The sequence below is a fragment of the Salmonella sp. WC3 genome (genome assembly GCF_042932255.1).
In the GTDB taxonomy this organism is placed as follows: Bacteria; Pseudomonadota; Gammaproteobacteria; order Enterobacterales; family Enterobacteriaceae; genus Salmonella; species Salmonella enterica.
In genome coordinates this window covers 3767401-3789199 of the sequence record NZ_CP170629.1, presented here as the reverse complement: position 1 = coordinate 3789199, position 21799 = coordinate 3767401, and the positions used below count along the sequence as shown (strand labels likewise).

Below are 21799 nucleotides of genomic sequence, written 5' to 3'. Positions count from 1 at the left end.
GCCGGGTTTTTTTATTGCTTAATATAATTTGCGTTTATTATATTTGCGGCGAGAATACATTTTAAATTAAGTAATGCCTGGCCTGTTAAATAATAAAATGTGATCTGGTAAACAGAAAAGGCGGATAACTCACGATGCCAGAGTGTATTGATCACATAAACTAAAAATCATAAATAATTAATAGAAAAACATAATGGAATGCGCCAGATATCCAGGTAATAACAAGACTCTACTAATAGCCGGTCGATGGGGTTTTTAGCAAATCTTATCTGGTATACATCAAACTTAAGGGATAAAAAATGAAGGCTAAATATTTGGCGCTGATGATCGGTGCTTGCTTTTCTCATAACCTTTGGGCAGCGAATAATATCACTATTGAGCAGCGTCTGGCTGAACTGGAGCAACGTGTTGTTAATGCTGAAAAACGGGCATCCGATGCCGAGGCGCAAATTCGCTCGTTGAAACAGCAGCAGGTCGCCGCTACGCCGACGGTGAATGTCCAGTCTGCCGAGCCCACTGCAGCAGGTAAAACACCGCCGAAGCTGACCTTATCCGGATTCAGTGATATTAAGTTCTATGGCGATGTCGAATTTAATATGGATGCGGCAAGCCGTTCCGGTAGCCTGACATCGATGAGAACGTCAGCGAATAAAGATTGGGCATCAGGAACCAATGAACGCTGGGATATTAACGGGCGCCTGTTGCTGGGCTTTGATGGCTACCAGCGACTGGACAACGGTAATTTTGCCGGATTCTCTGTACAGCCTCTGGCGGACCTGACCGGAAAAATGAACCTTGATGATGCCGTTTTCTTCTTTGGTCGTGAGAATGACTGGAAAATTAAGGTTGGTCGTTTTGAAGCCTACGATATGTTCCCGCTGAATCAGGATACGTTTATTGAATATTCGGGGAATACAGCGAACGATCTTTACAGTGACGGTTACGGCTATATCTATATGATGAAAGAAGGACGGGGACGTAGCGACAGTGGGGGTAACTTCCTGCTGAGCAAAACCATCGACAACTGGTATTTCGAAGTTAACACATTGCTGGAAAATGGCAGTACGTTATATACAGAGAAGCAGTACCACGGAATGGATTTAACCAACGATAAAAACGTGGCTTACGTCCGTCCGGTTATTGCCTGGCAAAACGGGCGTTTTTCAACGGCGATAGCGATGGAAAGTAACGTCGTTAACAACGCCTATGGCTATTATGAGAATGGGAAGTGGATCGATCAGTCAGATCGTACGGGCTATGGTTTTACCATGACCTGGAATGGTCAAAAAACTGACCCGGAAGATGGCGCGGTGATTAACCTGAATACCGCTTATATGGATGCGACCGATGAGACAGATTTTACCGCTGGGGTGAATGCGCTGTGGCATCGATTTGAACTGGGTTATATCTATGCGCATAACAAAATCGAAGCCTTCAATGCTACCAATATCGATGCCGTTTGTGAGGACGATTGCTGGATCACCGATCCCGGCAATTATGATATTCACACCATTCATGCCTCATATTTATTCCCCAACGTGATGGATATGAAAAACTTTAACATCTACCTCGGCGCCTATGCTTCATGGGTAGAGGCCAATCCGAATAATGGCGATAACAGTGAAGATGCGCGTTACGGCGGGCGTCTGAGATTCAAATATTTCTTCTGATTGTTGGTCTACTAAAAAAGGGATCCGCAGATCCCTTTTATCAGATAGTTAGTGCGCGCCGCCACCGCCGCCGCCCGCACCGAAGGGCGGTTTGGCGAACCACACCAGGCCGAGCAGCACCAGGAAGATCCCCGCCGACATCCAGAAGATTTCGTTGGCGGAAATAATCAGCCCCTGATTCGTGATTTGCTGGGCTATCCAGCCTGACGCCTGTTGGTGCGTCATCCCTAAGCCTTCCAGTTTATCGTACATAGCCTGAGCGTTTGGATTATACGCTGTAACCGACTCGGTGAGCTGCGCATGGTGTAGCGACTCACGATCGGTCCACATAGTGGTGGTAATCGAGGTGCCAATGGAGCCCGCCAGCGTTCGCGTGAAGTTCGACAGGCTTGATGTCGCCGCCAGCCGTTCGGGCGGTAACCCGGAGAGCGTAATGGTGGTCAGCGGCATAAAGAAGCAGGCGACGGCAAATCCCTGAATAAACTGCGGCCATGCGGAAGCGCCGAAATCCATACCCGGTTCGAACGTCCAGGCGCGCCAGTAAAAACAGACGGCGTACATAATGAAGCTGAATGTGACCAGCCTGCGCATATCCAGTTTATGCGCGAAGCGTCCGATAATCGGCGACAAAATTACCGGAATAATGCCGACTGGCGCCGACGCCAGACCTGCCCACGTTGCGGTATAGCCGTACACCTCTTGCAAAAGCTGCGGCAGTAGAACAATGGCGCCGAAATAGAGCATATAGGCAAGGCTGATGCACAAGCAGCCAATAGTGAAGTTACGCGATTTAAAAAGAGAAAGATCGACGATAGGGTGATCGTCGGTCAGTTCCCAGACGATCAGGAAACTGATGGCGATGACGGCGACCACGGTCAGGATGATAATTTCCTGCGAGGAGAACCAGTCCAGCTCTTTACCGCGATCGAGCATAATTTGCAGGCTGCCGATGCCAATCACCAGTAGCGCCAGCCCGACGGCGTCAATACGTCGCCGTTCGGTATGCGTTTCACGTCCACGCAGCGTGTGTAACGTCATCAGGACGACGGCGATGCCAATCGGCACGTTGATGAAGAAAATCCATCCCCAGTGGTAATTATCACTGATATAGCCCCCCAGAATCGGGCCGCAAATCGGCGCGACAATGACGGTCATTGACCAGAGCGCCAGCGCAATGGAGCGCTTTGCAGGCGGATAGTTATTCAGCAACAGGCTTTGCGAGAGCGGAATCAGCGGCCCGGCGACCACGCCCTGCACCAACGCGGAAGAAGATCAGCATATTCAGACTGCTGGATACGCCACAGGCCCAGGAAGCCGCGGCAAAGGCGACCGTCGACCACATGAACAGTTTGACTTCGCCAAAACGTTTCGCCAGCCAGCCGGTTAAGGGAATCGAGATAGCGTTCGCCACCCCGAAAGAGGTGATAACCCATGTCCCCTGGCTTAGGGAAGAACCCAGGTTCCCGGCGATGGTCGGAATCGCCACGTTGGCAATGGTGGAGTCCAGCACCTGCATGAATGTCGCCAGCGACAGCGCGATCGTCATGATGACGAGCTGCGCGCCTTCCAGCGGTTTTTGCTGTTGCATCACACGCACCTCAGGATTAACCCGCGTTAGCCTGTACGATGTCGTCGATCAGTTTATTGACCGGCGCGAGATTAATTTCGCGTGCGTTACTTTCGGCAACCGGCGTCGTTCGTACCTGGCTGGCCAGTACCTGACCGTCGCGATTAGCGGTATCCACGGTGACCAGCGTCGATAAACCAATGCGCAGCGGATGTTGTTCTAACTGGCGGGCGTCCAGTTCGACGCGTACCGGCAGACGTTGAACCACTTTAATCCAGTTACCCGTCGCATTTTGCGCTGGCAGCAGGGAGAAGGCGCTGCCTGTCCCCATATCCAGACCGACGACTTTACCGGTGTATTTTACGTCGTCGCCATAAATGTCAGTAATAATCGTCACTGGCTGCCCAATGCGCATATTCGCTAATTGGGTCTCTTTAAAGTTAGCGTCCACCCACAGATCGGTTGCAGGCACCACGGCCATCAGCGGCGTGGTGGGGCTGATCTGCGCGCCAGGCTGGACGGCGCGGCGGGAGACATAACCGGTCATTGGACTGACGATGCGAGTACGCTCCAGCGCCAGCCAGGCGTTACGCACTTCGGTCGCCGCTTGTTGAACCGCAGGCTGATCTTCCAGATTACTGTTGAGTATCATTGCCTGGTTGGCATTGTACTGTTGAATGGCGACATCCAGCTGTGCCTGCGCGCTGGCGACGGCATCGCGGGCGTGTTGCAGCTCTTCCCGGCCAATAAGATTGGCATTACCCAGCGGCACACGACGGTTAAGGTCGCTCTGCGCTTGCGCCAGGGCGGTTTTTTGCACGTCGATATTCGCCTGCAACTGCTTACTGTTAATCATCAACTGGTGCGTTTGGCGCACGCTGGAGGCCAGCGCCGTTTTGGCTCTTTCAAACGCTTGTTTGGCGTCAGTCTGATCGAGCGTGACCAGAACATCGCCCTCTTTTACAAAGTCGGTGTTATCAGCCCAGACTTTCGTCACGCTGCCTGACACCTGCGCCATGATTTGAACCTGGTTCCCTGCCACGTAAGCATCATCTGTCTCTTCAATATGACGCAATACTAAAAACCAATAAATTCCATATGCCACGGCAATAATAACAAAGAGCAAGGTAAGAAGTAGCAGCGCTGTTTTGCGTTTGCCTTTCTTCTTAGCCGGTTGCTGCGGGGTTTGGATCTCCGCATTTGCGCTCATGTTGTTCTCCACGATCTTATTATTCACATCGGCTGAGCCGACCTGTTGTCAGAAAGGCCAGCAGTAATGCGTGCCGGCCTGTCCGCTTTCCTGTTATTAATCTGGATTTTTGAGCGGGTCGGCGCTTTAGCGCAGCGCCTCAAGAACAGTGCCTTCCTGCTCCATTTGATCAAGACGCGTCAGGAGTTTACGAGTGATGTGCTCAAGTTGATCTTTTTCGGCTGTGCTAAGTGATGACCAGAGTTGATGCAGACAATGATGCTGAGGCGGAAGCACTTCTTGCAAAAATGCCTGGCCTTTCTCCGTTAATTGCAGATGCAGGCAACGGCGGTCGTTATCGCTCTCACGACGCTCAATCCAGCCGCGTTTTTCCAGCTCATCTGCAATGCGTGTCGCATTGGTGCGAGATGAACCCAGCGCGCAGCTTAATTCAGACGGCTGAATACTGTGGTTTTCCTGAGACTCCAGCGTAATCAACGCCATAAACAACGTCTCGTTAATCCCTTGAGCCTTCAGCATCTTATTGCGGTTTTCCAGGAGCTTGCCTTGCATGTGCATACAAAGACGAGTCAAAAGAATTTCCTGATAAGGAAAGTCTTCGTGACGGCTGGCGCGAAATTTTAGCATTTGTTCAATGGGCGTAAACGAACTATCCATTTGGGCATGACCTCATTAATTTCAGTCGATATAGTAACGACAGTGACAAATAAAGTAAATGTATTATTAATACAAAATCATTCTTTCAGGCTATAAAGCAACCAATGATACGCAGACTGAGACGCCAGCGGGAACATTGGGCCCGGTAAAGCGCCGCCTGCGGCAAATCCAGGAATGACGAGAAAAGCGTGAGTGCCTGCATGAAAAAATCAGGAGAGAACGATAAGCGGGAGGGGCGAAAGCCGGGTAAACGGCCTTACAACCCGATGCAAAAGCCACCGGAATATCACGGATAGCTATCGGTGAACGACCTTCGAATCCTTGAACGGGCGCTATTGGCCTGGGAGCAGATGGGGATGCAGGGCTTTCCATAGAATTATATTATTCTTCACCGGTATAAAAATAACCATGATAAATGAATAGCATAACCTTAACAGACTGGGGAGCTCCTTAACACCCTAAGGAGCTTAAACAAAGGTAAACGCTCACTATCCGCTTAATTTACGGCTTCCTGTCGGTGAAAACCTCGCCACCAGACCAGTAAATTAAGTAAGGCTACCGTGACACCCGCCAGACAAACGCCGGCCCAGCCGGCATGTTGCCAGGCGGAGGCGGAAATCAGCGACCCCGCGGCGCCACCGATAAAGTAGCTGGTCATATAGCCGGCGGTGAGCCGGTTACGCGCATCCGGATGCAAACGATAGATGACCGTCTGATTGGTGATATGTACCCCCTGAACGGTGAGGTCCAGTACCAGAATGCCAATAATCAGCGCCAGTACCGAGGTATGCCCAAGCCAGATAGCCAGCCAGGAGAGTAACAGCAGCAGTAAGCCGAACGTGGTGGTGAGGTGAGATTTACCTTTATCGGCAAATCCGCCAGCCGGACGCGCGCCTAAAGCGCCGGCGGCCCCCGCCAGGCCAAACAGGCCAATCATCCCCTCGGAATAGCTAAACGGCGGCGCGGCGAGCAAAAAGGCCATTGACGTCCAGAGGATGCTGAAATTAGCAAAGGTCAGACAGCCCAGCAGCGCGCGGGTACGCAGCAGCTTATCGTGAATAAACAGGCTGAATACAGAACCCAACAGCTGCGGGTAGTTAAGATGGGTGTCGGATTTGAGCTTTGGCAGTCCGCGCCACAACGCGACGGCCATCAGCGCCATCAGCGCCGACGCTACCCAAAATACGGTGCGCCAACCGCCGAGGTTTGCCAGCAGTCCGGCGACCGTTCGCGCCAGCAGGATCCCCAGCAACAGGCCGCTCATAATGGTGCCGACCACTTTACCGCGGGTGGCGGGCGTCGCAAGCGTGGCGGCCAGCGGAACCAGAATCTGCGCCACCACGGAGAACAGTCCGGTTAAGGCCGTTCCGAGTATCATCATGCTAAGCGACTGACTGCTGGCGGTGATCAGCATTCCGCCAGCCGCCAGCAACGTCATGGAGACAATCAGCGTTCGGCGTTCAAACATGTCGCCGAGCGGCACCAGAAACAACAGGCCAGCGGCATAGCCCAACTGCGCGGCGGTAACGATAAACCCTGCGGAGCTGGCGGAAAGCGAAAAGTGATGCGCGATGGTATCAAGCAGCGGCTGGGCATAGTAGTTGCTGGCGACCGCCAGACCTGTGGCCACAGACATTAAAACGATCAGCGCCGGGCTAAGCTCATGAGTGGGTTTCGTCATTATGGTAATCGTGATTCAGATAATTATTTCCTGGGAAAACAATCATAGCGGATGTTGATGAATAAAGGGGAACGGTGACGTGATGAATCGTGCGCTTTGAGGAGAGATTGCGTTGGCCGGATAGCGGCGCATGAACTGCGCCTTATCCGGCATAAAAAACGATATTATTTCTGCGCGGCCAGCGCTTCTTTCACCCAGCCGTCAAACTGCTGCTGGTGGGCGTTGATCCAGCCGTCTACGTGGCCCTGAACATCGGCTTCAGACGATTTACCGGCATGCATCATGGCGTTCTGCGCGTTGATATCCGCCAGCGGCAGCTTCATGATGGCGAACAGTTTCGCCGCCGCCGGGTTTTTCTCCGCCCATGCCTTATTGGCGACAATATGCATGGTATTAACCGGGAACCCATAGTTCGCGCCGTTCGGCAGCTTAGTATCAATATTTTTCTGTTCGCCCGGCAGGGAGGAGAACGGCACCTGTAGCCAGACGACATCTTTACCCGGCTTCATTACGTCGCTCACCCAGTACGGGGTCCAGGTGTAATACAGCACCGGCTTGCCTTCTTTAAAACGGGTAATGGTATCAGCCATCATCGCCGCATAGTTACCGTGGCTGACCTCAACGGTTTTTTGCAGATCAAACGCTTTATTCTGGTGATTGATCACGGCTTCGCAGCCCCAGCCCGGCGAGCAGCCCATCATGTCCGCTTTTCCGTCGCCATTGGTATCGAAGATTTTGGCGATTTTCGGATCTTTTAGCTGAGCGATATTGGTGATGTTGTACTGCTCGGCGGTTTTTTTATCGATCAGATAGCCCTGCGCAGCGCCGGAGACGAAGATGCCCTCGCGGTAAAACTTTTTGTCTCCGCCTGCTGCGGCATACATATCATCATGCAGCGGCTGCCAGTTCACGGCGGTAAACGTCGCATCGCCAGAGGCGATGGAGGTATAGCCTACGTTGTAATCGACTTCACTCGGCTTATTTACGGTATAACCCAACTTTTCCAGCGCCCGGCTGACCAGTAACGTCTGGAAGGACTCTTCAGAAATCGTGCTTTGGATAGGTTGAACGGTAATGCCTTTGCCAGGCAGGTCGGCAGCGAAAGCGCTGGCGGTGACAAGGGTGGCAAACGCTGAGGCAAATATCACAGTATGTCGCATCGTTGTTCCTTTAATTATGGTAGGGCGTTGTAAGCCCGGTAAGCGTAGCGTCACCGGGCGTCAGGAGAGTTACTTAACGAAAGGGCGGGTGATTAGCCCAACAGGACCGGTGGTATACCAGCGACGGTTACCGCGGCTACGCGAGTCGCGCCCGACGGCCTGCGTCAGACGGTCCAGAATGATGGCGAGAATCACAATGCCGACGCCGCCGACGGTTGCCAGCCCCATATCAAGACGACCAATGCCGCGTAGTACCATCTGGCCAAGCCCACCGACCGCAATCATCGAGGCGATGACGACCATTGAGAGAGCCAGCATCAGCGTCTGATTAACGCCTGCCATAATGGTGGGCATCGCCAGCGGTAGCTGTACTTTGAACAACATTTGGCGCGGGCTGGCGCCGAACGAGCGCGACGCTTCAATTAAGTCGGCAGGCACCTGGTTAATGCCCAGGATCGTCAGGCGTACAATCGGCGGTAGAGCAAAAATAATCGTCACCACGACGCCCGGCACGTTACCGATGCCGAATAACATGACAATCGGCACCAGATAGACAAACGCGGGCGTGGTCTGCATCGCATCCAGCAGCGGGCGAACTATTTTGGCCGCGCGCGGGCTGCGCGCCAGCCAGATTCCCATCGGTAATCCGATCACGACGCAGAACAACAGGGCGGTCAATACCAGCGCCAGGGTAATCATCGCCTGCGACCAGGCGCCGATCGCGCCGATGGCGATCAGCGATATCAGCGTCGCGATCCCCATGCCCACGCCGGAAACCTGCCAGGCAATCAGCGCAAAGAGAATAATCGCCACAGGGGCGGGCATTCCCAGCAGCAGTTGCTGAAAGCCGTTAAGGATGTAATCCACCGGCACACGAATCCCCTGAAAAAGGGGACGGAAATGGGTGACGACCCAGTCGATTCCCTCTGTGACCCAGCTATCCAGCGGGATCAGCGTCTTATGGAACGGGTCCAGAAGAGAAAAGTGTTCAGGGGTTGGCGCGGGCGCGCTGTTCAACCAGTCGGTACTGCCGCCGTCCGTGGCTACGCCTGCCGGTGTTCCCCAGGCATCAGCCGTTTGCGTCGTCGTATCGGCCACCTGTGCGGTATCCCACGGATTCGTTTGATCAGCCATTGTTACCCCCCTCGCGATCTAAAGCCTGTAGCAACATGCGTTTTGAAATAATGCCAACATACTGATGTTCTTCATCGACAACCGGCACCGCGCAGGGCGCCTGGCCGACGTGAGAGAGCAACTCGCTGAGTGGGGTTTGCGCATCAACGACTAAAGGGTCGTCGATAAGCGCCGCTTCAATCCCTTGCGCCTGGCTTAATGCCGCTTTTAATGAGTCGATGGACACGACGCCCACGAATTTATTGCCACGCTCAATGACGTAACCATATTCACGGTCTTCGTCCTGTAATAATTTCAGTGCCGAACGGGGACCGAAACCTGGCGTTTTACGAATTAAGCCGACCGGACTGCGACGGGCAATATCTTTGGCGCTAAAGACCTGACTAATATCCACGCCACGGAAGAACGTGCGGACATAATCATTTGCCGGATTATTCAGGATCTCATCCGGCGTACCAACCTGTACGACCTCGCCATTTTGCATAATGGCAATCCTGTCGCCAATACGCATAGCCTCATCAAGATCGTGGGAAATAAAGACAATGGTGCGCTGATGTTTCGCCTGTAATTTCACCAGCTCATCCTGCATTTCGGTACGAATTAATGGATCGAGGGCGGAAAACGCTTCATCCATTAATAAGATATCAGGGTTGATTGCCAGCGCGCGGGCAAGTCCAACACGCTGACGCATCCCACCGGAAAGTTCATCCGGATAGGCATGAGCGTAATTTTCAAGCCCCACCTGACGCAAGGCGTCCAGCGCTTTTTCGCGACGCTCTTGCGCCGCGATGCCCGCTAATTCCATACCGAATGCCGTATTATCCAGCACGGTCATATGTGGCATGAGCGCAAATGACTGGAAGACCATCGCAATCTTTTTCCTGCGCACCTCGCGAAGCTCAGCGTCTGATATTTTGGCAATATCGACGCCGTCAATCAGTACCTGTCCGCGGGTGGGTTCAATCAGGCGATTGAGAAGGCGTACCATTGTGGATTTACCCGAGCCGGATAATCCCATGATGACAAATATCTCGCCTTCTTCAATGGCCAGACTGGCGTCTTTAACGCCAAGCGATAGCCCCGTTTTTTCCAGTATTTGCTCTTTCGATAGTCCCTTTTCAATATATTTGAAGGCACGCTGCGGATGCTCTCCAAATATTTTATACAGATTCTTCACTTCTAATTTAATTGCCATGCAATAGAATGATTCCTGTTATTTACTTATGTCGATATGTTACCTGATAGAAATAGTTACCTTTTTCTACCCTAACATACTCAGAATCTGAGACAACCCTGAATTTGCTTCTGGCATGAATATTGCGAGGTGCTATCGGCTGTGATTTCCCATGATATAAGGGCTGAACGCGAATGGGGAGGAAGAGATATTTTTTGGAACAACCAGCAAAAATCCACCTGAATTGGGGGAATCCAGGTGAATAATGTCACTCGTATTGAGTGTAGGACATGTTGTAATATTTGCGCGATTTGACTCCCTATTGCTTGAAATAAAGGCATGGGAAATGTAACGTTATTTCCCATGCCCGTAAGGTTAAAAATTCCAGTCTTCGTCTTCGGTTTCGACTGTTTTCCCCATCACATAAGATGAACCTGAGCCGGAAAAGAAATCATGGTTTTCGTCGGCATTCGGCGAGAGCGCGGCAAGGATTGCGGGATTCACGTCTGCCATCTCCGGCGGAAATAACGCCTCATAACCCAGGTTCATTAAGGCTTTATTGGCGTTGTAGCACAAGAAGGCTTTGACGTCGTTAACCCAGCCGGTTTCCGCATATAACGCTTCTGTGTAGCAGATTTCGTTGTCGTACAGTTCCATCAACAAATCCAGCGCGAAAAGCTTTAACTCTTCACGCTCGATTGCCGATAGTTTTTGTAGCGCTATCTGATACTTATAGCCAATATAATAACCGTGAACCGCTTCATCGCGAATGATTAAACGAATCAGGTCGGCAGTGTTCGTGAGCTTACCGCGGCTGGAGAAATACATCGGCAGCCAGAAGCCGGAATAGAACAGAAAAGACTCTAAAAAGACGCTGGCAATCTTTTTCTTTAGCGGTTCATCGCTGACGTAATGAGCCAAAATAATCTGCGCCTTACGCTGAAGCGGCGGGTTTTCTTCGCTCCAGGCGTAGGCGGCATCAACCTCTTTCTTCTGGCACAGCGTGGAAAAAATAGAACTGTAAGAGCGGGCGTGTACCGCTTCCATAAAGCTGATGTTCGACAGCACTGCCTCTTCATGCGGCGTGATGGCATCTGCCATTAACGACGGCGCGCCTGCGATGTTCTGGATAGTGTCGAGCAGCGTAAGTCCCGTAAACACGCGAATGGTGAGCTGCTGTTCGGCGGCGCTCAGCGTCTGCCAGGCCGGAATATCATTCGATAACGGCACTTTTTCCGGCAGCCAGAAGTTACTGGTCAGCCGGTTCCATACCTCCAGATCTTTGTCGTCCTGGATCTTGTTCCAGTTGATGGCGCTAATACGAGATAATTTCATATGGCTTTCCTTATAGCGCGCAGGATACGCAGCCTTCAATTTCAGTACCTTCCAGCGCCAACTGGCGAAGCCGGATGTAATACAGTGACTTAATACCTTTTCGCCAGGCATAGATCTGCGCTTTGTTGATATCGCGGGTCGTGGCGGTATCGGGGAAAAACAGGGTGAGCGACAGTCCTTGATCGACGTGGCGCGTGGCCTCAGCATAGGTATCAATAATTTTTTCCGGACCGATATCGTAAGCATCCTGATACATGTCCAGGTTTTCATTGGTCATAAACGGCGCGGGGTAATACACACGCCCGGTTTTGCCCTCTTTGCGAATCTCAATTTTGGCTACAATCGGATGAATGCTGGAGGTCGCATGATTAATGTAAGAAATCGAACCGGTCGGCGGCACCGCCTGCAAATTTTGGTTATAGATGCCATAGCGCATCACATCGTCGCGCAGCTTTAGCCACATTTCTCGTGTGGGCAGCGTAATGCCGCTGCGGGCAAATAGCGCCCTGACTTTCGCCGTTTTCGGTTGCCAGTCGTCCTGTAAATACTGCGTAAAATAGTCGCCGCTGGCATAGCGCGACTGCGCAAATCCGGCGAAGGTTTTGCCGCGTTCGCGGGCCAGCCGCATTGAAGTATGCACGGCATGCCAGGTAATGGTGTAAAAATAGAAATTGGTGAAATCCAACGCCTCCGGCGAACCGTAGGCAATACCTTCCCTCGCCAGATAGCCATGCAGATTCATCTGGCCCAGACCGATGGCATGAGAGGCGGCATTACCGGCGGCTATTGAGGGCACGCTGCGTATATGGCTCATGTCCGACACCGCCGTCAGGCCGCGAATAGCGGTTTCTACGGTACGGCCAATGTCCGGTGAATCCATGACGTGAGCGATATTCAGCGAGCCGAGATTGCAGGAGATGTCATGCCCGATGTGGGTATAGTCAAGGTTATCGTCGTAACGAGAGGCGCTATTGACCTGTAAAATTTCCGAGCACAGGTTGCTCATATTAATGCGACCAGCAATAGGATTCGCGCGGTTTACCGTATCTTCAAACATGATGTAGGGATACCCGGATTCGAACTGAATCTCCGCCAGTGTTTGAAAAAAGTCACGGGCGTTAATATAGGTTTTGCGCACGTGCGGATCGGCAATTAATTCATCGTACCGTTCGCTAATGGCGATATCGCCAAACGGTTTGCCGTAGCGTCGTTGTATGTCATAGGGCGAAAAGAGCGCCATTTGCGCGTTTTCTTTCGCCAGCCGGAAGGTGATATCCGGGATCACCACGCCGAGAGAGAGCGTTTTGATCCGGATTTTTTCGTCAGCGTTTTCTCGTTTGGTATCCAGAAAACGCAGAATATCCGGGTGGTGCGCATGGAGATAAACCGCGCCGGCCCCCTGGCGCGCGCCAAGTTGGTTGGCATACGAAAACGCGTCTTCCAGCATTTTCATCACCGGGATCACGCCGGAAGACTGATTCTCAATGCGTTTGATCGGCGCGCCCGCCTCGCGCAGATTGGAGAGTAAAAACGCGCCGCCGCCGCCGCGTTTGGAGAGTTGCAGCGCCGAATTCACCGCCCGCCCGATCGACTCCATGTTGTCTTCGATACGGAGCAGGAAGCAGGAGACCAGTTCCCCACGCTGCTGTTTACCGCAATTTAAAAAAGTCGGGGTGGCGGGCTGAAAGCGACCAGAAAGCATTTCATCGGTCAGTTGGGTGGCCAGCGTTTCGTCACCCTGCGCCAGCGTCAACGCCACCATTGTCACCCGATCTTCAAAGTGTTCCAGATAACGTTTGCCGTCGAAGGTTTTCAGCGTGTAACTGGTATAGAACTTCCAGGCGCCAAGAAACGTCTGGAAGCGAAAGCCGCTGGCGTGGGCGTGCTCGAACAGGCGGAAGACGAAGGCGCGGTCGTAACGCGCGAGGACAGCTTCATCGTAATACCCTTCCCGAACCAGCGTCTCCAGACGTTCATGCTGGCTGGCAAACGTCACGGAATGCGGGCGGACGTGGGCGGCAAAGAAGGCGTCGATCGCCTGCTGGTCCTTGTCGAACTGAATATGGCCTGCTTTATCATAAAGATTCAGCATCGCGTTCAGGGCGTGGTAATCCATGGTTTCCTGCATTACGCGCTCCGGGGTAGTTGTTGCCAAAATTCATTTACTCCTTTTCGGACGTTATCGATGTCGCGTTGTGTGCCCATGAGCTCAAAGCGGTACAGCCAGGGGACGCCGCATTTTTGTGCTATCACATCGCCAGCGCATCCCCAGGCATCGCCGAAATTGCGGTTACCGGAGGCGATGACGCCGCGAATGCGCGCCCGGTTGTGTTCATCATTTAAAAAGCGGATCACCTGTCGCGGCACCGCACCAGCCATCCCGCCGCCGCCGTATGACGGCACAACCAGAATGTACGGTTCGTCTACCTGAATTCGCTCCCGTTCATTGAGCGGAATACGCGTGGCGGGTAGCCCCAGACGCTGCATAAAACGGTGCGTATTTTCAGAGCTGCTGGAGAAGTAGACGAGCGCGCTCATGCGTTTGCCGCGTGGGGTGTCGGGGGCAGACGGTTAATCATGTCCGGACGGAAGCCAGACCAGCTCAAATCGCCCGCCATCACCACCGGTAATTGACGAAACCCTTGCGCCCGGAGCGTATCCGCTGCATCCGGCACCAGATCGACGTTCACCATCTCAAATTCAAATCCACGGCTTTCCATTGCCCGCTTTGTGGCGTGGCACTGAACACAGTTATTGCGAGTGTAAATAGTAATGCTCATGATTCGTATTTCCATTTAAAATGAGAAAACGGCGCGATGAAACGCGTCGGATTGTCGTGTGTTGATACACGAAATACTAGATGTAGTTGAATTAAGATTCAACCATACAAGATATGGGAATTTTCGATTGATTTTAACGTCGCTGATGAACGCAGCGGGGTAGGGGCGGCATGGCTAATTTTTGCCGGATGGTGGCGTGAACGCCCGATCCGGCCTGCAGGTTGACGCATAACAGAGTTGGCTGACATCTGCGCCATCCGGCAACAATGCGTCACATTCGCATACCAATCGCCAGACGGTTAAAGCAGTTCATTAAACCGATGGCGAAGGTCAGATCGCTGATTTCACGCGCGCTGAAATGATCGAGCAGCGGCAGGTAAACATTATCTTCGGCGTGGGTTTCAGCAATGTGCGTCACCGATTCCGCCCAGGCTAACGCCGCGCACTCTTGCTCGCTGAAATGGTGGCTTACCCGCCATCCTGCCAGCGCATCTAATTTAGCTTGATTCACGCCAGCCTTACGCAGCGCTTTGCTGTGCATCTCCAGGCAAAATGCACAGCCATTTATTTGCGAAACACGCAGGTAAATCAGCTCCATCAGCGTGGGGTCAAGCGTGCTCTTTTCCAGCGCGTTTTTCGCCTGCACCAGAGCGCTGTAAACCTCCGGGCTCAGTTCATAATAGGGTTGGCGTAACGTCGTCATCATGTTTCTCCTCGTGTTGATGACGAGCACTGTAGCACTATAATGGTCTGTAAAAGAGAGCCATATTTTTACAGAAAAAGCAGACCATATGCCGCGCTATCAGCACATCGCTCGTCAGTTAAAAACGGCCATTGAGCAAGGAGAACTCGCGCCCGGAACGCGTTTGCCTTCCAGTCGGACGTGGGCGCAGGAACTGGGCGTTTCTCGCGCCACGGTGGAAAATGCCTATGGCGAGCTGGTAGCGCAAGGCTGGCTGGAGCGACGTGGCCAGGCAGGCACGTTTGTGAGCAACGCTCTACGGTTTGAGACGGCGCCGCCGATACCCGCTGTTTTTGCCGGAGAAAGCCCGGAACCGAAACCCTTTCAGATGGGGTTACCGGCGCTGGATCTCTTTCCGCGCGAGAAGTGGGCGCGAGTGATGGGACGTCGGTTGCGCACGCAGACGCGCTTCGATCTGGCATTAGGCGACGTCTGCGGCGAGGCGATTTTGCGCCAGGCGATAGTCGATTACCTGCGGGTTTCGCGTAGCATTGAATGTCTGCCGGAACAGGTATTTATTACCTCCGGTTATGCGGATTCTATGCGGCTAATCCTGCGTACATTGTCTGTGCCGGGAGACAGCATGTGGGTGGAAGATCCCGGTTTTCCGTTAATTCGCCCGGTGATAACGCAGGAGGGGATTACGCTGGCGCCGATTCCGGTCGATGCGGATGGGCTGAATGTCGCGGCGGGGATGCGGGATTGCCCGCAGGGGCGCTTTGCATTGGTGACGCCCGCCCACCAAAGTCCGTTGGGGGTAGCGCTGTCGTTAACTCGCCGACGGCAACTTCTGGCATGGGCGGCGAATGTGCAGGCCTGGATTATTGAAGATGACTACGACAGCGAATTTCGTTATCACGGTAAACCGCTTCCGCCGCTCAAGAGTCTGGATGCCCCGCAGCGAGTGATTTACGCCGGAACGTTCAGTAAGTCGCTCTTCCCGGCATTACGTACCGCCTGGCTGGTGGTGCCGATAAAGCAGATTGAGCATTTCCGCCAGCAGGCGTCGCTGATGCCCTGTAGCGTACCGTTGTTATGGCAGCACACGCTGGCTGATTTTATCCGTGATGGCCATTTCTGGCGGCATCTGAAAAAGATGCGTCAACATTATGCTCAGCGACGGTTATGGATTGAAGAGGCGCTGGCAGAACAGGGATTTGTCGTGACATTACAGAAAGGCGGTATTCAACTGGTTATTGAGGTTGAAGGCGATGATAAAGCGCAGGTAGCGAAAGCGAATCAGGCCGGGCTGGCGGTACAGGCGCTAAGCCGTTGGCGAGTGGTTTCGTCAGGAAAGGGGGGCATTTTACTGTCGTTTACCAATATTACTTCCGCTGGCATGGCGAAACAGGTCGCATGGCAGCTTCGACAGGCGATACAGTAACCGTTTCGCCGAATGGCGCGACCTGGGCCTGCGGCAATGATGCAGGCCCCATAAAGTATGTCGCCATCCGGCAGCGCACGTCGTTAGCGACGCAGGCTAAGCAGCGCCCCGATAAAAATCCCTACCGCTGCGGCGGTTCCTACGCTACACCAGGGTTTTTCACGCACAAACGTATCCGCGCATCCCATCGCATCACAGGCGGCTTGTTTTACGCGAGTACGACCCTGCATCCGCGCCCGGGTCTCTTTCAACAACGCCTGTGCTTTACGTCGCGCAGCCTCGGCTTCGTCTTTCGCATCGCTTCCCCAGGATTTAAGGACATCTTCCAGACTGTCGGCTAATCGATTGACATCATTCTGAATATCCTGAACACCATCATCGACGTCGTTTCGGTTCGGTTTGTTAAGCATATGATCCTCCATTGATTTCGATGTAGCTTTCAGTGTAGTTCATATTTTTACCTGCTGAGGCTTGTTACGGCGATATCATGCGTTTCTGGACTTTTCTGAAAGCGTTGATAACGCGCTATCGGGTAAGGTAAGCCCGCAGTACAAGAGAATGAGGATAAAATATGTATTTACGACCTGACGAGGTGGCGCGGGTACTGGAAAAGGCAGGGTTTACCGTCGATGTGGTGACGAATAAGACGTATGGTTATCGACGCGGCGAGAATTATGTTTATGTTAACCGCGAGGCGCGTATGGGGCGTACCGCGCTGATCATTCACCCCAGATTAAAAGACCGTAGCTCATCACTGGCTGACCCGGCTTCGGATATTAAAACCTGCGATCACTACCAAAATTTTCCGCTCTATTTAGGCGGCGAGACCCACGAACATTACGGTATTCCCCACGGCTTTAGCTCCCGAATAGCGTTAGAACGTTATCTGAATGGGCTTTTTGGCGACGAAAAAAGCGACTAAAAGCGCGACTGGCAATGCCAGTCGCGACGTTAACTTACGCCTTAGCCTGATGATAGCTGCTCACTTTAAACAGGCGACGACAATAATCCAGGAACTAGCCATAAACCGCGCCCATTAACATTGAAACAACAATGTTTGAACTCACGGCGGCAACTATCTGATGCCAGCCGGCGCCGACGGTCAGCAAGATGATAATATAAACGGGTGACTGAAAGGTGACATAAGCCAATACATCCGCCAGGTTTTTGGCCCATCCCGCCGGGCTTGCCTTACGCGCGACGCGCATAATCAGATCGCGGTAAACGCCGTATGGCCATGCAATCAAAATGTTGACAGGTATCGCCACCAGCCTGGAAGAAAGCGACTGCTCAAAGCTCATTCCGGAGAGGAATATCTCGATCAACATGTTCACAACAGAACAGTAAACAACCATCGCAAACGTGTCTGCTACGGCATGACGCAAGCGTGACTGTGGAGAGAACATGTTAATGCTCCTTGTAGCGTATCGATCAGAATGAGGTGATGGTTGGTAGTGAAATCATAAAGCACTTTTGTCTTTGCATAGAGTATATCCCTATATAATAACTATAAACTAGTTTAATATTTTTATTTATAGGCTTTTTGTTGATAAAATACTCTGTGATTGTGTGTTTTTTGCTCGCAGCGAGATTTTCGTTGTTGTTAGTCATTAATTACTTTTAAATCAATGCATTATAATGCATTGTTTTTCTGGCGATTTTCAGCCACATTCCAAATGTTGTCAGATGCGATGTATTCTCGGCTAACGGCACGCGCTCTACTTTTCTCAGCATAATTATAGCTATTGCAGGGTGATGTTTAGCATAAAGCTCTGATGATGATTTTTGAATGGTTAATCTCTTATTGTGATGAAATATTCACTTCTGTATAAGGTCAGCCACCGTGAGGGTCACCGTGGTTACTGAGATACGCAATACGCTATAAACAGCCGAACGGGAAACCTACAGATATACCGTAGGCAGAATAACCTGAAACACACAGGGGGTAATGAATATAACCTTCTGGTTAACAGATTAATATAATTAATCGAGTTATACTGAGTATATCTGTATGAACTTTAGAATCTGGAAATATAATCAATAATCGCATACAATACCGCCTGTAATAGTTTTTGTTTTCTGCGTTAAAAGGTTTTTATTGATATGAATTTGATGTTACAGAACTTAAATAATATCCGCACGCTGCGCGCTATTGCTCGCGAATTCTCCATTGACGTTCTTGAAGAAATGCTCGAAAAATTCAGGGTTGTCACTAAAGAAAGACGCGAAGAAGAAGAATTGCAGCAACGCCAGCTTGCCGAGAAGCAGGAGAAAATTAATGCCTTTCTGGAGCTGATGAAAGCAGACGGTATTAACCCGGAAGAGTTATTTGCCATGGATTCAGCAATGCCGCGTTCTGCTAAAAAGCGTCAGCCGCGTCCGGCAAAATATCGTTTTACTGATTTCAATGGCGAAGAAAAAACCTGGACCGGACAAGGCCGTACGCCTAAACCGATTGCCCAGGCGCTGGCGGCGGGGAAATCTCTGGATGATTTCTTAATCTAATCACGGATAACCTTTAACAGATGGCGCTGCGTTTCCTGTCTCTATTAACCGGGGCTCAGGGAACGTTGCGCCATGCTCATTCTGATAAATCAGCACACGCCAAAATCGCCCTCTTCGCAATAGGGGGTGACATCTGCCGCTTTGAGGATCAATTTTTCGCCCTGCTCATTACCGACCTGTACCGCGACAATATGATCCTCGTTGACTTCAATCACTTTCAGTTTCGGCCCACCCATTCGGGGCTGTACGATATCGCCTGGTGTGAACATCACGCCCTCCTGTTGAACAATGGTATAAACCCGCCTTCAGTCTACTACACACTTACCGACGTGTGGTGAAGGTACCGCTTAATGAGTACGGGTATTCCAGGGCATTTTTTCCAGTAGTCGCGCCATTCCGCAGAAGCCGGTCATGCCTGCCAGCATTAACCCGGCCCCGACAAAACCGCTAATGAGGAAAAAGCCGCCGTGGACCGTATAGCCCAGAATCACCCCAAGCAACGTCAACCCGCCGGCGGCGATTTGCACCTGACGCATCAGTGGCAACGGTTGCGATTTGTCTTCTGTGACGGGCAATCCTGCCGCTTTCCATCCGTCGATACCGCCTTCCAGTAGACTGACCTGAGCTGGGGCGGCAATGGCTTGTAGTTTTGCTGCATTGCTGCTGGTTCGTTTACCTGACTGACAGTGAAAAATAATCTGTTCCGCTCGCAGGTTGGCGGGCAAATCGCCCTGTTCAAGCCGGGAAAGCGGCGCCAGTTGCGCATGTGGAATATGCTCGCGCAGATATTCGTCGGCGTCGCGTACATCAATCAGTTTCGCGCCTTGCGCTATCAGCGCTTGCGCCTCACGGGGGGAAACTATCCCAATGGACATCGTGCCTCCTTATGGACAATAGAGATTCTTTAACGTGGCGATAATCGTATTAACCGCCTCATTTTTAATGAAATAGTGAATGCGCTGGGCATCGCGTTGACTATCAATCAGCCCTTCTTCCCGCATCCGCGCCAGATGTTGCGACGTCGCGGAGGGGCTTAGCCCGGTAATGCGCGCCAGTTCGCCTGCGCTGGTTTTTGGCGAACCGCAAAGCATACATAAAATCAGTAATCTTTTTGGGTGGCTCATCGCTTTGAGCAGGGCCGCCGCCTGTTCTGCGCTGGCCTGAAGTTGTTCAAGCTCTGTCATAGTTATTTAAGTATTTTCTAAATTTAGTTAATTCTAAAATAAACGTCAACCTGATGCCAGCGTAAAAAGCGTAAAGGAGGGTAAAAGCGCGGCGCGTGACTGGCAGGCTCAGGTAAACTGACTATGCTTAGAGATAAAATCTCTTTTTAAACAATGACTAATTTTGCTTGTATGGAGTGTATATGGGTTTCTGGAGAATTGTATTTACGATTATTTTGCCTCCGCTCGGCGTACTTTTAGGAAAAGGGTTCGGTTGGGCATTTATCCTTAATATCCTGCTGACATTACTCGGATATATTCCGGGGCTTATCCACGCATTTTGGGTTCAGATGCGTCATTAATTACCGGCCACCGGCGGCGCATAAGCGCCGCTTATCAGGATAACCTCATTCCCTCTGCTACACTTTTCTTTGTGTGTATTTTTGACAAGCGAGGTGAATATGGGACTTTTCAATTTTGTAAAAGATGCAGGTGAAAAACTCTGGGACGCGGTAACCGCTAATCATGATAAGGACGATCAGGCGAAAAAAGTCCAGGAACATTTAAATAAAACGGGAATACCCGACGCTGACAAAGTGAATGTGCAAATAGCTGATGGAAAAGCGACAGTGACGGGTGATGGGCTGAGTCAGGAGGCAAAAGAAAAAATTCTGGTTGCCGTGGGGAATATCGCCGGGATTAGCAGCGTTGACGATCAGGTTAAAACCACGACGCCGGCGGCTGAAAGTCAGTTTTATACCGTAAAATCAGGCGACACCCTGAGCGCTATTTCAAAGCAAGTGTATGGTAACGCCAATCTGTATAATAAAATTTTCGAGGCAAATAAACCGATGCTGAAAAGCCCGGAAAAAATATATCCGGGACAAGTGTTGCGTATTCCTGAAGAATAATGGCTATCAGGTCGCGCCAGGCTACATTTTCCCTGCCATCGCCTGGCGAATAATGGGAATCGGCGTCAGCAAATGCTGACGCATTAATTCGCTGGCGCGTGCCGCCTCGCGCGCCAGTATCGCTTCGGTTAGCGTGTGATGCTGGATATGTTTATCTTCCAGCATCTCGACGGACAGAACGGTTTCACGTAACCAAATAAAGCGGTAGCGGGCCGCCAGGTCAAATAAGCGTTCGCGCATCTGTAGCAGATAGTGGGAGCCGCACCCGGCGACAATGGCGGAATGGAACGCCTGGTGGCGCTGATCCCATTCATCGAGCATATGTTCACTGGCATCGCTGGCTTCCAGTTTGTTGAGCATATGCGCTCGCGCCAGGATCTCCGCCTCCCACGCATCATCGCCGCGTTCAATCGCCAGGCGTACCAGCATCGCTTCCATATTGGCGCGCGCGTCAAAAATATCGAGGAGTTCCGCCTCTGACATGGACGCCACGCGATAGCCTTTTTGATTCACCACGGTGACCAGCCGTTCCGCCACCAGTTGTGACAGCGCCTCGCGCAGCGGCCCTACGCCAAGCGCATAGCGGGCGGTTAATAAACTCATCCGCAGTTTCTCATCCGGCTGATAAGTGCCGCGAATAATGTCATTTTTAAGCCAGCGATAGCCATCTATGGCCGTCGGTTGGGAAAGGGCGGTCATCTTTTACTCCTGAGAAGCTTCCCGGCT

General features: G+C 51.8%; 23 protein-coding genes and 1 pseudogene. 6 read left to right on the top strand and 18 right to left on the bottom strand.

The window, feature by feature from the left end; all coding sequences use genetic code 11:
• Positions 1-299 precede the first annotated feature (299 nt).
• The gene (locus tag ACFK9X_RS18515; protein WP_017465660.1) at positions 300-1670 is read left to right on the top strand and encodes a carbohydrate porin; all 1371 of its coding nucleotides are present in this window, start codon (positions 300-302) and stop codon (positions 1668-1670) included.
• Between the two features lie 48 nt (positions 1671-1718).
• Here the strand turns inward: ACFK9X_RS18515 and emrB are convergent.
• The 12 genes and pseudogenes from emrB to ACFK9X_RS18455 form a co-directional block, all read right to left on the bottom strand.
• Positions 1719-3258, bottom strand: a pseudogene (emrB, locus tag ACFK9X_RS18510) (multidrug efflux MFS transporter permease subunit EmrB).
• A 16-nt stretch (positions 3259-3274) separates the two neighbouring features.
• Positions 3275-4447 carry a multidrug efflux MFS transporter periplasmic adaptor subunit EmrA gene (gene emrA / locus ACFK9X_RS18505; protein WP_001275605.1) on the bottom strand — a complete coding sequence of 391 codons (1173 nt, stop codon included), beginning with the start codon at positions 4445-4447 and terminating at the stop codon, positions 3275-3277.
• 126 nt (positions 4448-4573) lie between these two features.
• Positions 4574-5104 carry a transcriptional repressor MprA gene (mprA, locus tag ACFK9X_RS18500; RefSeq protein ID WP_000378431.1) on the bottom strand — a complete coding sequence of 177 codons (531 nt, stop codon included), beginning with the start codon at positions 5102-5104 and terminating at the stop codon, positions 4574-4576.
• A 496-nt stretch (positions 5105-5600) separates the two neighbouring features.
• The gene (locus ACFK9X_RS18495; RefSeq protein ID WP_000165758.1) at positions 5601-6785 is read right to left on the bottom strand and encodes an MFS transporter; all 1185 of its coding nucleotides are present in this window, start codon (positions 6783-6785) and stop codon (positions 5601-5603) included.
• A 164-nt stretch (positions 6786-6949) separates the two neighbouring features.
• Entirely contained in the window at positions 6950-7945 is a 996-nt protein-coding gene (proX, locus tag ACFK9X_RS18490) for a glycine betaine/L-proline ABC transporter substrate-binding protein ProX (RefSeq protein ID WP_021000684.1), read from the bottom strand.
• A 69-nt stretch (positions 7946-8014) separates the two neighbouring features.
• Positions 8015-9079: a glycine betaine/L-proline ABC transporter permease ProW gene (gene proW, locus ACFK9X_RS18485; protein ID WP_000775023.1), complete on the bottom strand. Its 1065-nt coding sequence runs from the start codon at positions 9077-9079 to the stop codon at positions 8015-8017.
• Complete coding sequence (gene proV, locus ACFK9X_RS18480) at positions 9072-10274, bottom strand: glycine betaine/L-proline ABC transporter ATP-binding protein ProV (RefSeq protein ID WP_000985529.1); 1203 nt, start codon at positions 10272-10274, stop codon at positions 9072-9074. The genes proW and proV overlap by 8 nt, the downstream gene beginning before the upstream one ends.
• A gap of 354 nt (positions 10275-10628) precedes the next feature.
• Positions 10629-11588, bottom strand: coding sequence for a class 1b ribonucleoside-diphosphate reductase subunit beta (gene nrdF / locus ACFK9X_RS18475; RefSeq protein ID WP_151117292.1), 960 nt, complete (start codon positions 11586-11588; stop codon positions 10629-10631).
• 10 nt (positions 11589-11598) lie between these two features.
• Positions 11599-13743, bottom strand: a complete 2145-nt coding sequence (gene nrdE, locus ACFK9X_RS18470; protein ID WP_151117290.1) for a class 1b ribonucleoside-diphosphate reductase subunit alpha — start codon at positions 13741-13743, stop codon at positions 11599-11601.
• Positions 13716-14126, bottom strand: a complete 411-nt coding sequence (gene nrdI, locus ACFK9X_RS18465; protein WP_001275401.1) for a class Ib ribonucleoside-diphosphate reductase assembly flavoprotein NrdI — start codon at positions 14124-14126, stop codon at positions 13716-13718. The genes nrdE and nrdI overlap by 28 nt, the downstream gene beginning before the upstream one ends.
• Entirely contained in the window at positions 14123-14368 is a 246-nt protein-coding gene (gene nrdH / locus ACFK9X_RS18460; protein WP_000028873.1) for a glutaredoxin-like protein NrdH, read from the bottom strand. Before nrdH ends, nrdI begins: the two co-directional genes overlap by 4 nt.
• Before the next feature lie 271 nt (positions 14369-14639).
• Positions 14640-15071, bottom strand: a complete 432-nt coding sequence (locus ACFK9X_RS18455; protein ID WP_000209815.1) for a carboxymuconolactone decarboxylase family protein — start codon at positions 15069-15071, stop codon at positions 14640-14642.
• 88 nt (positions 15072-15159) lie between these two features.
• On the opposite strand from ACFK9X_RS18455, the gene ACFK9X_RS18450 reads away from it, so the two are divergent.
• Complete coding sequence (locus ACFK9X_RS18450) at positions 15160-16494, top strand: PLP-dependent aminotransferase family protein (protein ID WP_001138466.1); 1335 nt, start codon at positions 15160-15162, stop codon at positions 16492-16494.
• 83 nt (positions 16495-16577) lie between these two features.
• Here the strand turns inward: ACFK9X_RS18450 and ACFK9X_RS18445 are convergent, their stop codons facing one another.
• The gene (locus ACFK9X_RS18445; RefSeq protein WP_001519557.1) at positions 16578-16904 is read right to left on the bottom strand and encodes a DUF883 domain-containing protein; all 327 of its coding nucleotides are present in this window, start codon (positions 16902-16904) and stop codon (positions 16578-16580) included.
• A gap of 161 nt (positions 16905-17065) precedes the next feature.
• Here ACFK9X_RS18445 and ACFK9X_RS18440 point away from each other — a divergent pair, with 161 nt between their 5' ends.
• Positions 17066-17416 carry a DUF2002 family protein gene (locus ACFK9X_RS18440; RefSeq protein ID WP_000281304.1) on the top strand — a complete coding sequence of 117 codons (351 nt, stop codon included), beginning with the start codon at positions 17066-17068 and terminating at the stop codon, positions 17414-17416.
• 94 nt (positions 17417-17510) lie between these two features.
• Here ACFK9X_RS18440 and ACFK9X_RS18435 read toward each other — a convergent pair whose 3' ends face one another.
• Positions 17511-17900, bottom strand: a complete 390-nt coding sequence (locus ACFK9X_RS18435) for an L-alanine exporter AlaE (RefSeq protein ID WP_051124498.1) — start codon at positions 17898-17900, stop codon at positions 17511-17513.
• Positions 17901-18597: 697 nt separating this feature from the next.
• On the opposite strand from ACFK9X_RS18435, the gene stpA reads away from it, so the two are divergent.
• On the top strand, positions 18598-18999 hold the full coding sequence (stpA, locus tag ACFK9X_RS18430) for a DNA-binding protein StpA (protein ID WP_151117287.1): 402 nt from the start codon (positions 18598-18600) through the stop codon (positions 18997-18999).
• Positions 19000-19088: 89 nt separating this feature from the next.
• Here stpA and ACFK9X_RS18425 read toward each other — a convergent pair whose 3' ends face one another.
• The 3 genes from ACFK9X_RS18425 to ACFK9X_RS18415 form a co-directional block, all read right to left on the bottom strand.
• The gene (locus ACFK9X_RS18425; protein WP_000494943.1) at positions 19089-19268 is read right to left on the bottom strand and encodes a hypothetical protein; all 180 of its coding nucleotides are present in this window, start codon (positions 19266-19268) and stop codon (positions 19089-19091) included.
• 78 nt (positions 19269-19346) lie between these two features.
• Complete coding sequence (locus ACFK9X_RS18420; RefSeq protein ID WP_000022011.1) at positions 19347-19874, bottom strand: rhodanese family protein; 528 nt, start codon at positions 19872-19874, stop codon at positions 19347-19349.
• Positions 19875-19883: 9 nt separating this feature from the next.
• Entirely contained in the window at positions 19884-20183 is a 300-nt protein-coding gene (locus ACFK9X_RS18415; RefSeq protein ID WP_000137432.1) for a helix-turn-helix transcriptional regulator, read from the bottom strand.
• A 182-nt stretch (positions 20184-20365) separates the two neighbouring features.
• Between ACFK9X_RS18415 and ACFK9X_RS18410 the strand changes: the two genes are divergently transcribed.
• Both ACFK9X_RS18410 and lysM read left to right on the top strand, forming a co-directional pair.
• Positions 20366-20524 carry a YqaE/Pmp3 family membrane protein gene (locus ACFK9X_RS18410; protein ID WP_000508175.1) on the top strand — a complete coding sequence of 53 codons (159 nt, stop codon included), beginning with the start codon at positions 20366-20368 and terminating at the stop codon, positions 20522-20524.
• Between the two features lie 99 nt (positions 20525-20623).
• Positions 20624-21073, top strand: a complete 450-nt coding sequence (gene lysM / locus ACFK9X_RS18405; RefSeq protein ID WP_000522406.1) for a peptidoglycan-binding protein LysM — start codon at positions 20624-20626, stop codon at positions 21071-21073.
• Positions 21074-21094: 21 nt separating this feature from the next.
• Here lysM and csiR read toward each other — a convergent pair whose 3' ends face one another.
• A complete protein-coding gene (gene csiR, locus ACFK9X_RS18400) occupies positions 21095-21772 on the bottom strand; it encodes a DNA-binding transcriptional regulator CsiR (protein ID WP_058107538.1) in 678 nt (225 codons plus the stop codon).
• Between the last annotated feature and the right edge of the window lie 27 nt (positions 21773-21799).

Excerpts from the sequence above, each read along its gene's own strand:
- ACFK9X_RS18445 (WP_001519557.1), bottom strand. The coding sequence starts at position 16,904 with ATGCTTAACAAACCGAACCGAAACGACGTCGATGATGGTGTTCAGGAT.
- ACFK9X_RS18495 (WP_000165758.1), bottom strand. The coding sequence starts at position 6,785 with ATGACGAAACCCACTCATGAGCTTAGCCCGGCGCTGATCGTTTTAATG.
- stpA (WP_151117287.1), top strand. The coding sequence starts at position 18,598 with ATGAATTTGATGTTACAGAACTTAAATAATATCCGCACGCTGCGCGCT.
- nrdF (WP_151117292.1), bottom strand. The coding sequence starts at position 11,588 with ATGAAATTATCTCGTATTAGCGCCATCAACTGGAACAAGATCCAGGAC.
- ACFK9X_RS18450 (WP_001138466.1), top strand. The coding sequence starts at position 15,160 with ATGCCGCGCTATCAGCACATCGCTCGTCAGTTAAAAACGGCCATTGAG.
- ACFK9X_RS18420 (WP_000022011.1), bottom strand. The coding sequence starts at position 19,874 with ATGTCCATTGGGATAGTTTCCCCCCGTGAGGCGCAAGCGCTGATAGCG.
- ACFK9X_RS18455 (WP_000209815.1), bottom strand. The coding sequence starts at position 15,071 with ATGACGACGTTACGCCAACCCTATTATGAACTGAGCCCGGAGGTTTAC.
- emrA (WP_001275605.1), bottom strand. The coding sequence starts at position 4,447 with ATGAGCGCAAATGCGGAGATCCAAACCCCGCAGCAACCGGCTAAGAAG.
- ACFK9X_RS18440 (WP_000281304.1), top strand. The coding sequence starts at position 17,066 with ATGTATTTACGACCTGACGAGGTGGCGCGGGTACTGGAAAAGGCAGGG.
- nrdI (WP_001275401.1), bottom strand. The coding sequence starts at position 14,126 with ATGAGCGCGCTCGTCTACTTCTCCAGCAGCTCTGAAAATACGCACCGT.
- ACFK9X_RS18515 (WP_017465660.1), top strand. The coding sequence starts at position 300 with ATGAAGGCTAAATATTTGGCGCTGATGATCGGTGCTTGCTTTTCTCAT.
- ACFK9X_RS18415 (WP_000137432.1), bottom strand. The coding sequence starts at position 20,183 with ATGACAGAGCTTGAACAACTTCAGGCCAGCGCAGAACAGGCGGCGGCC.
- ACFK9X_RS18435 (WP_051124498.1), bottom strand. The coding sequence starts at position 17,900 with ATGTTCTCTCCACAGTCACGCTTGCGTCATGCCGTAGCAGACACGTTT.
- ACFK9X_RS18425 (WP_000494943.1), bottom strand. The coding sequence starts at position 19,268 with ATGTTCACACCAGGCGATATCGTACAGCCCCGAATGGGTGGGCCGAAA.
- ACFK9X_RS18410 (WP_000508175.1), top strand. The coding sequence starts at position 20,366 with ATGGGTTTCTGGAGAATTGTATTTACGATTATTTTGCCTCCGCTCGGC.
- mprA (WP_000378431.1), bottom strand. The coding sequence starts at position 5,104 with ATGGATAGTTCGTTTACGCCCATTGAACAAATGCTAAAATTTCGCGCC.
- proW (WP_000775023.1), bottom strand. The coding sequence starts at position 9,079 with ATGGCTGATCAAACGAATCCGTGGGATACCGCACAGGTGGCCGATACG.
- proV (WP_000985529.1), bottom strand. The coding sequence starts at position 10,274 with ATGGCAATTAAATTAGAAGTGAAGAATCTGTATAAAATATTTGGAGAG.
- csiR (WP_058107538.1), bottom strand. The coding sequence starts at position 21,772 with ATGACCGCCCTTTCCCAACCGACGGCCATAGATGGCTATCGCTGGCTT.
- proX (WP_021000684.1), bottom strand. The coding sequence starts at position 7,945 with ATGCGACATACTGTGATATTTGCCTCAGCGTTTGCCACCCTTGTCACC.
- nrdH (WP_000028873.1), bottom strand. The coding sequence starts at position 14,368 with ATGAGCATTACTATTTACACTCGCAATAACTGTGTTCAGTGCCACGCC.
- lysM (WP_000522406.1), top strand. The coding sequence starts at position 20,624 with ATGGGACTTTTCAATTTTGTAAAAGATGCAGGTGAAAAACTCTGGGAC.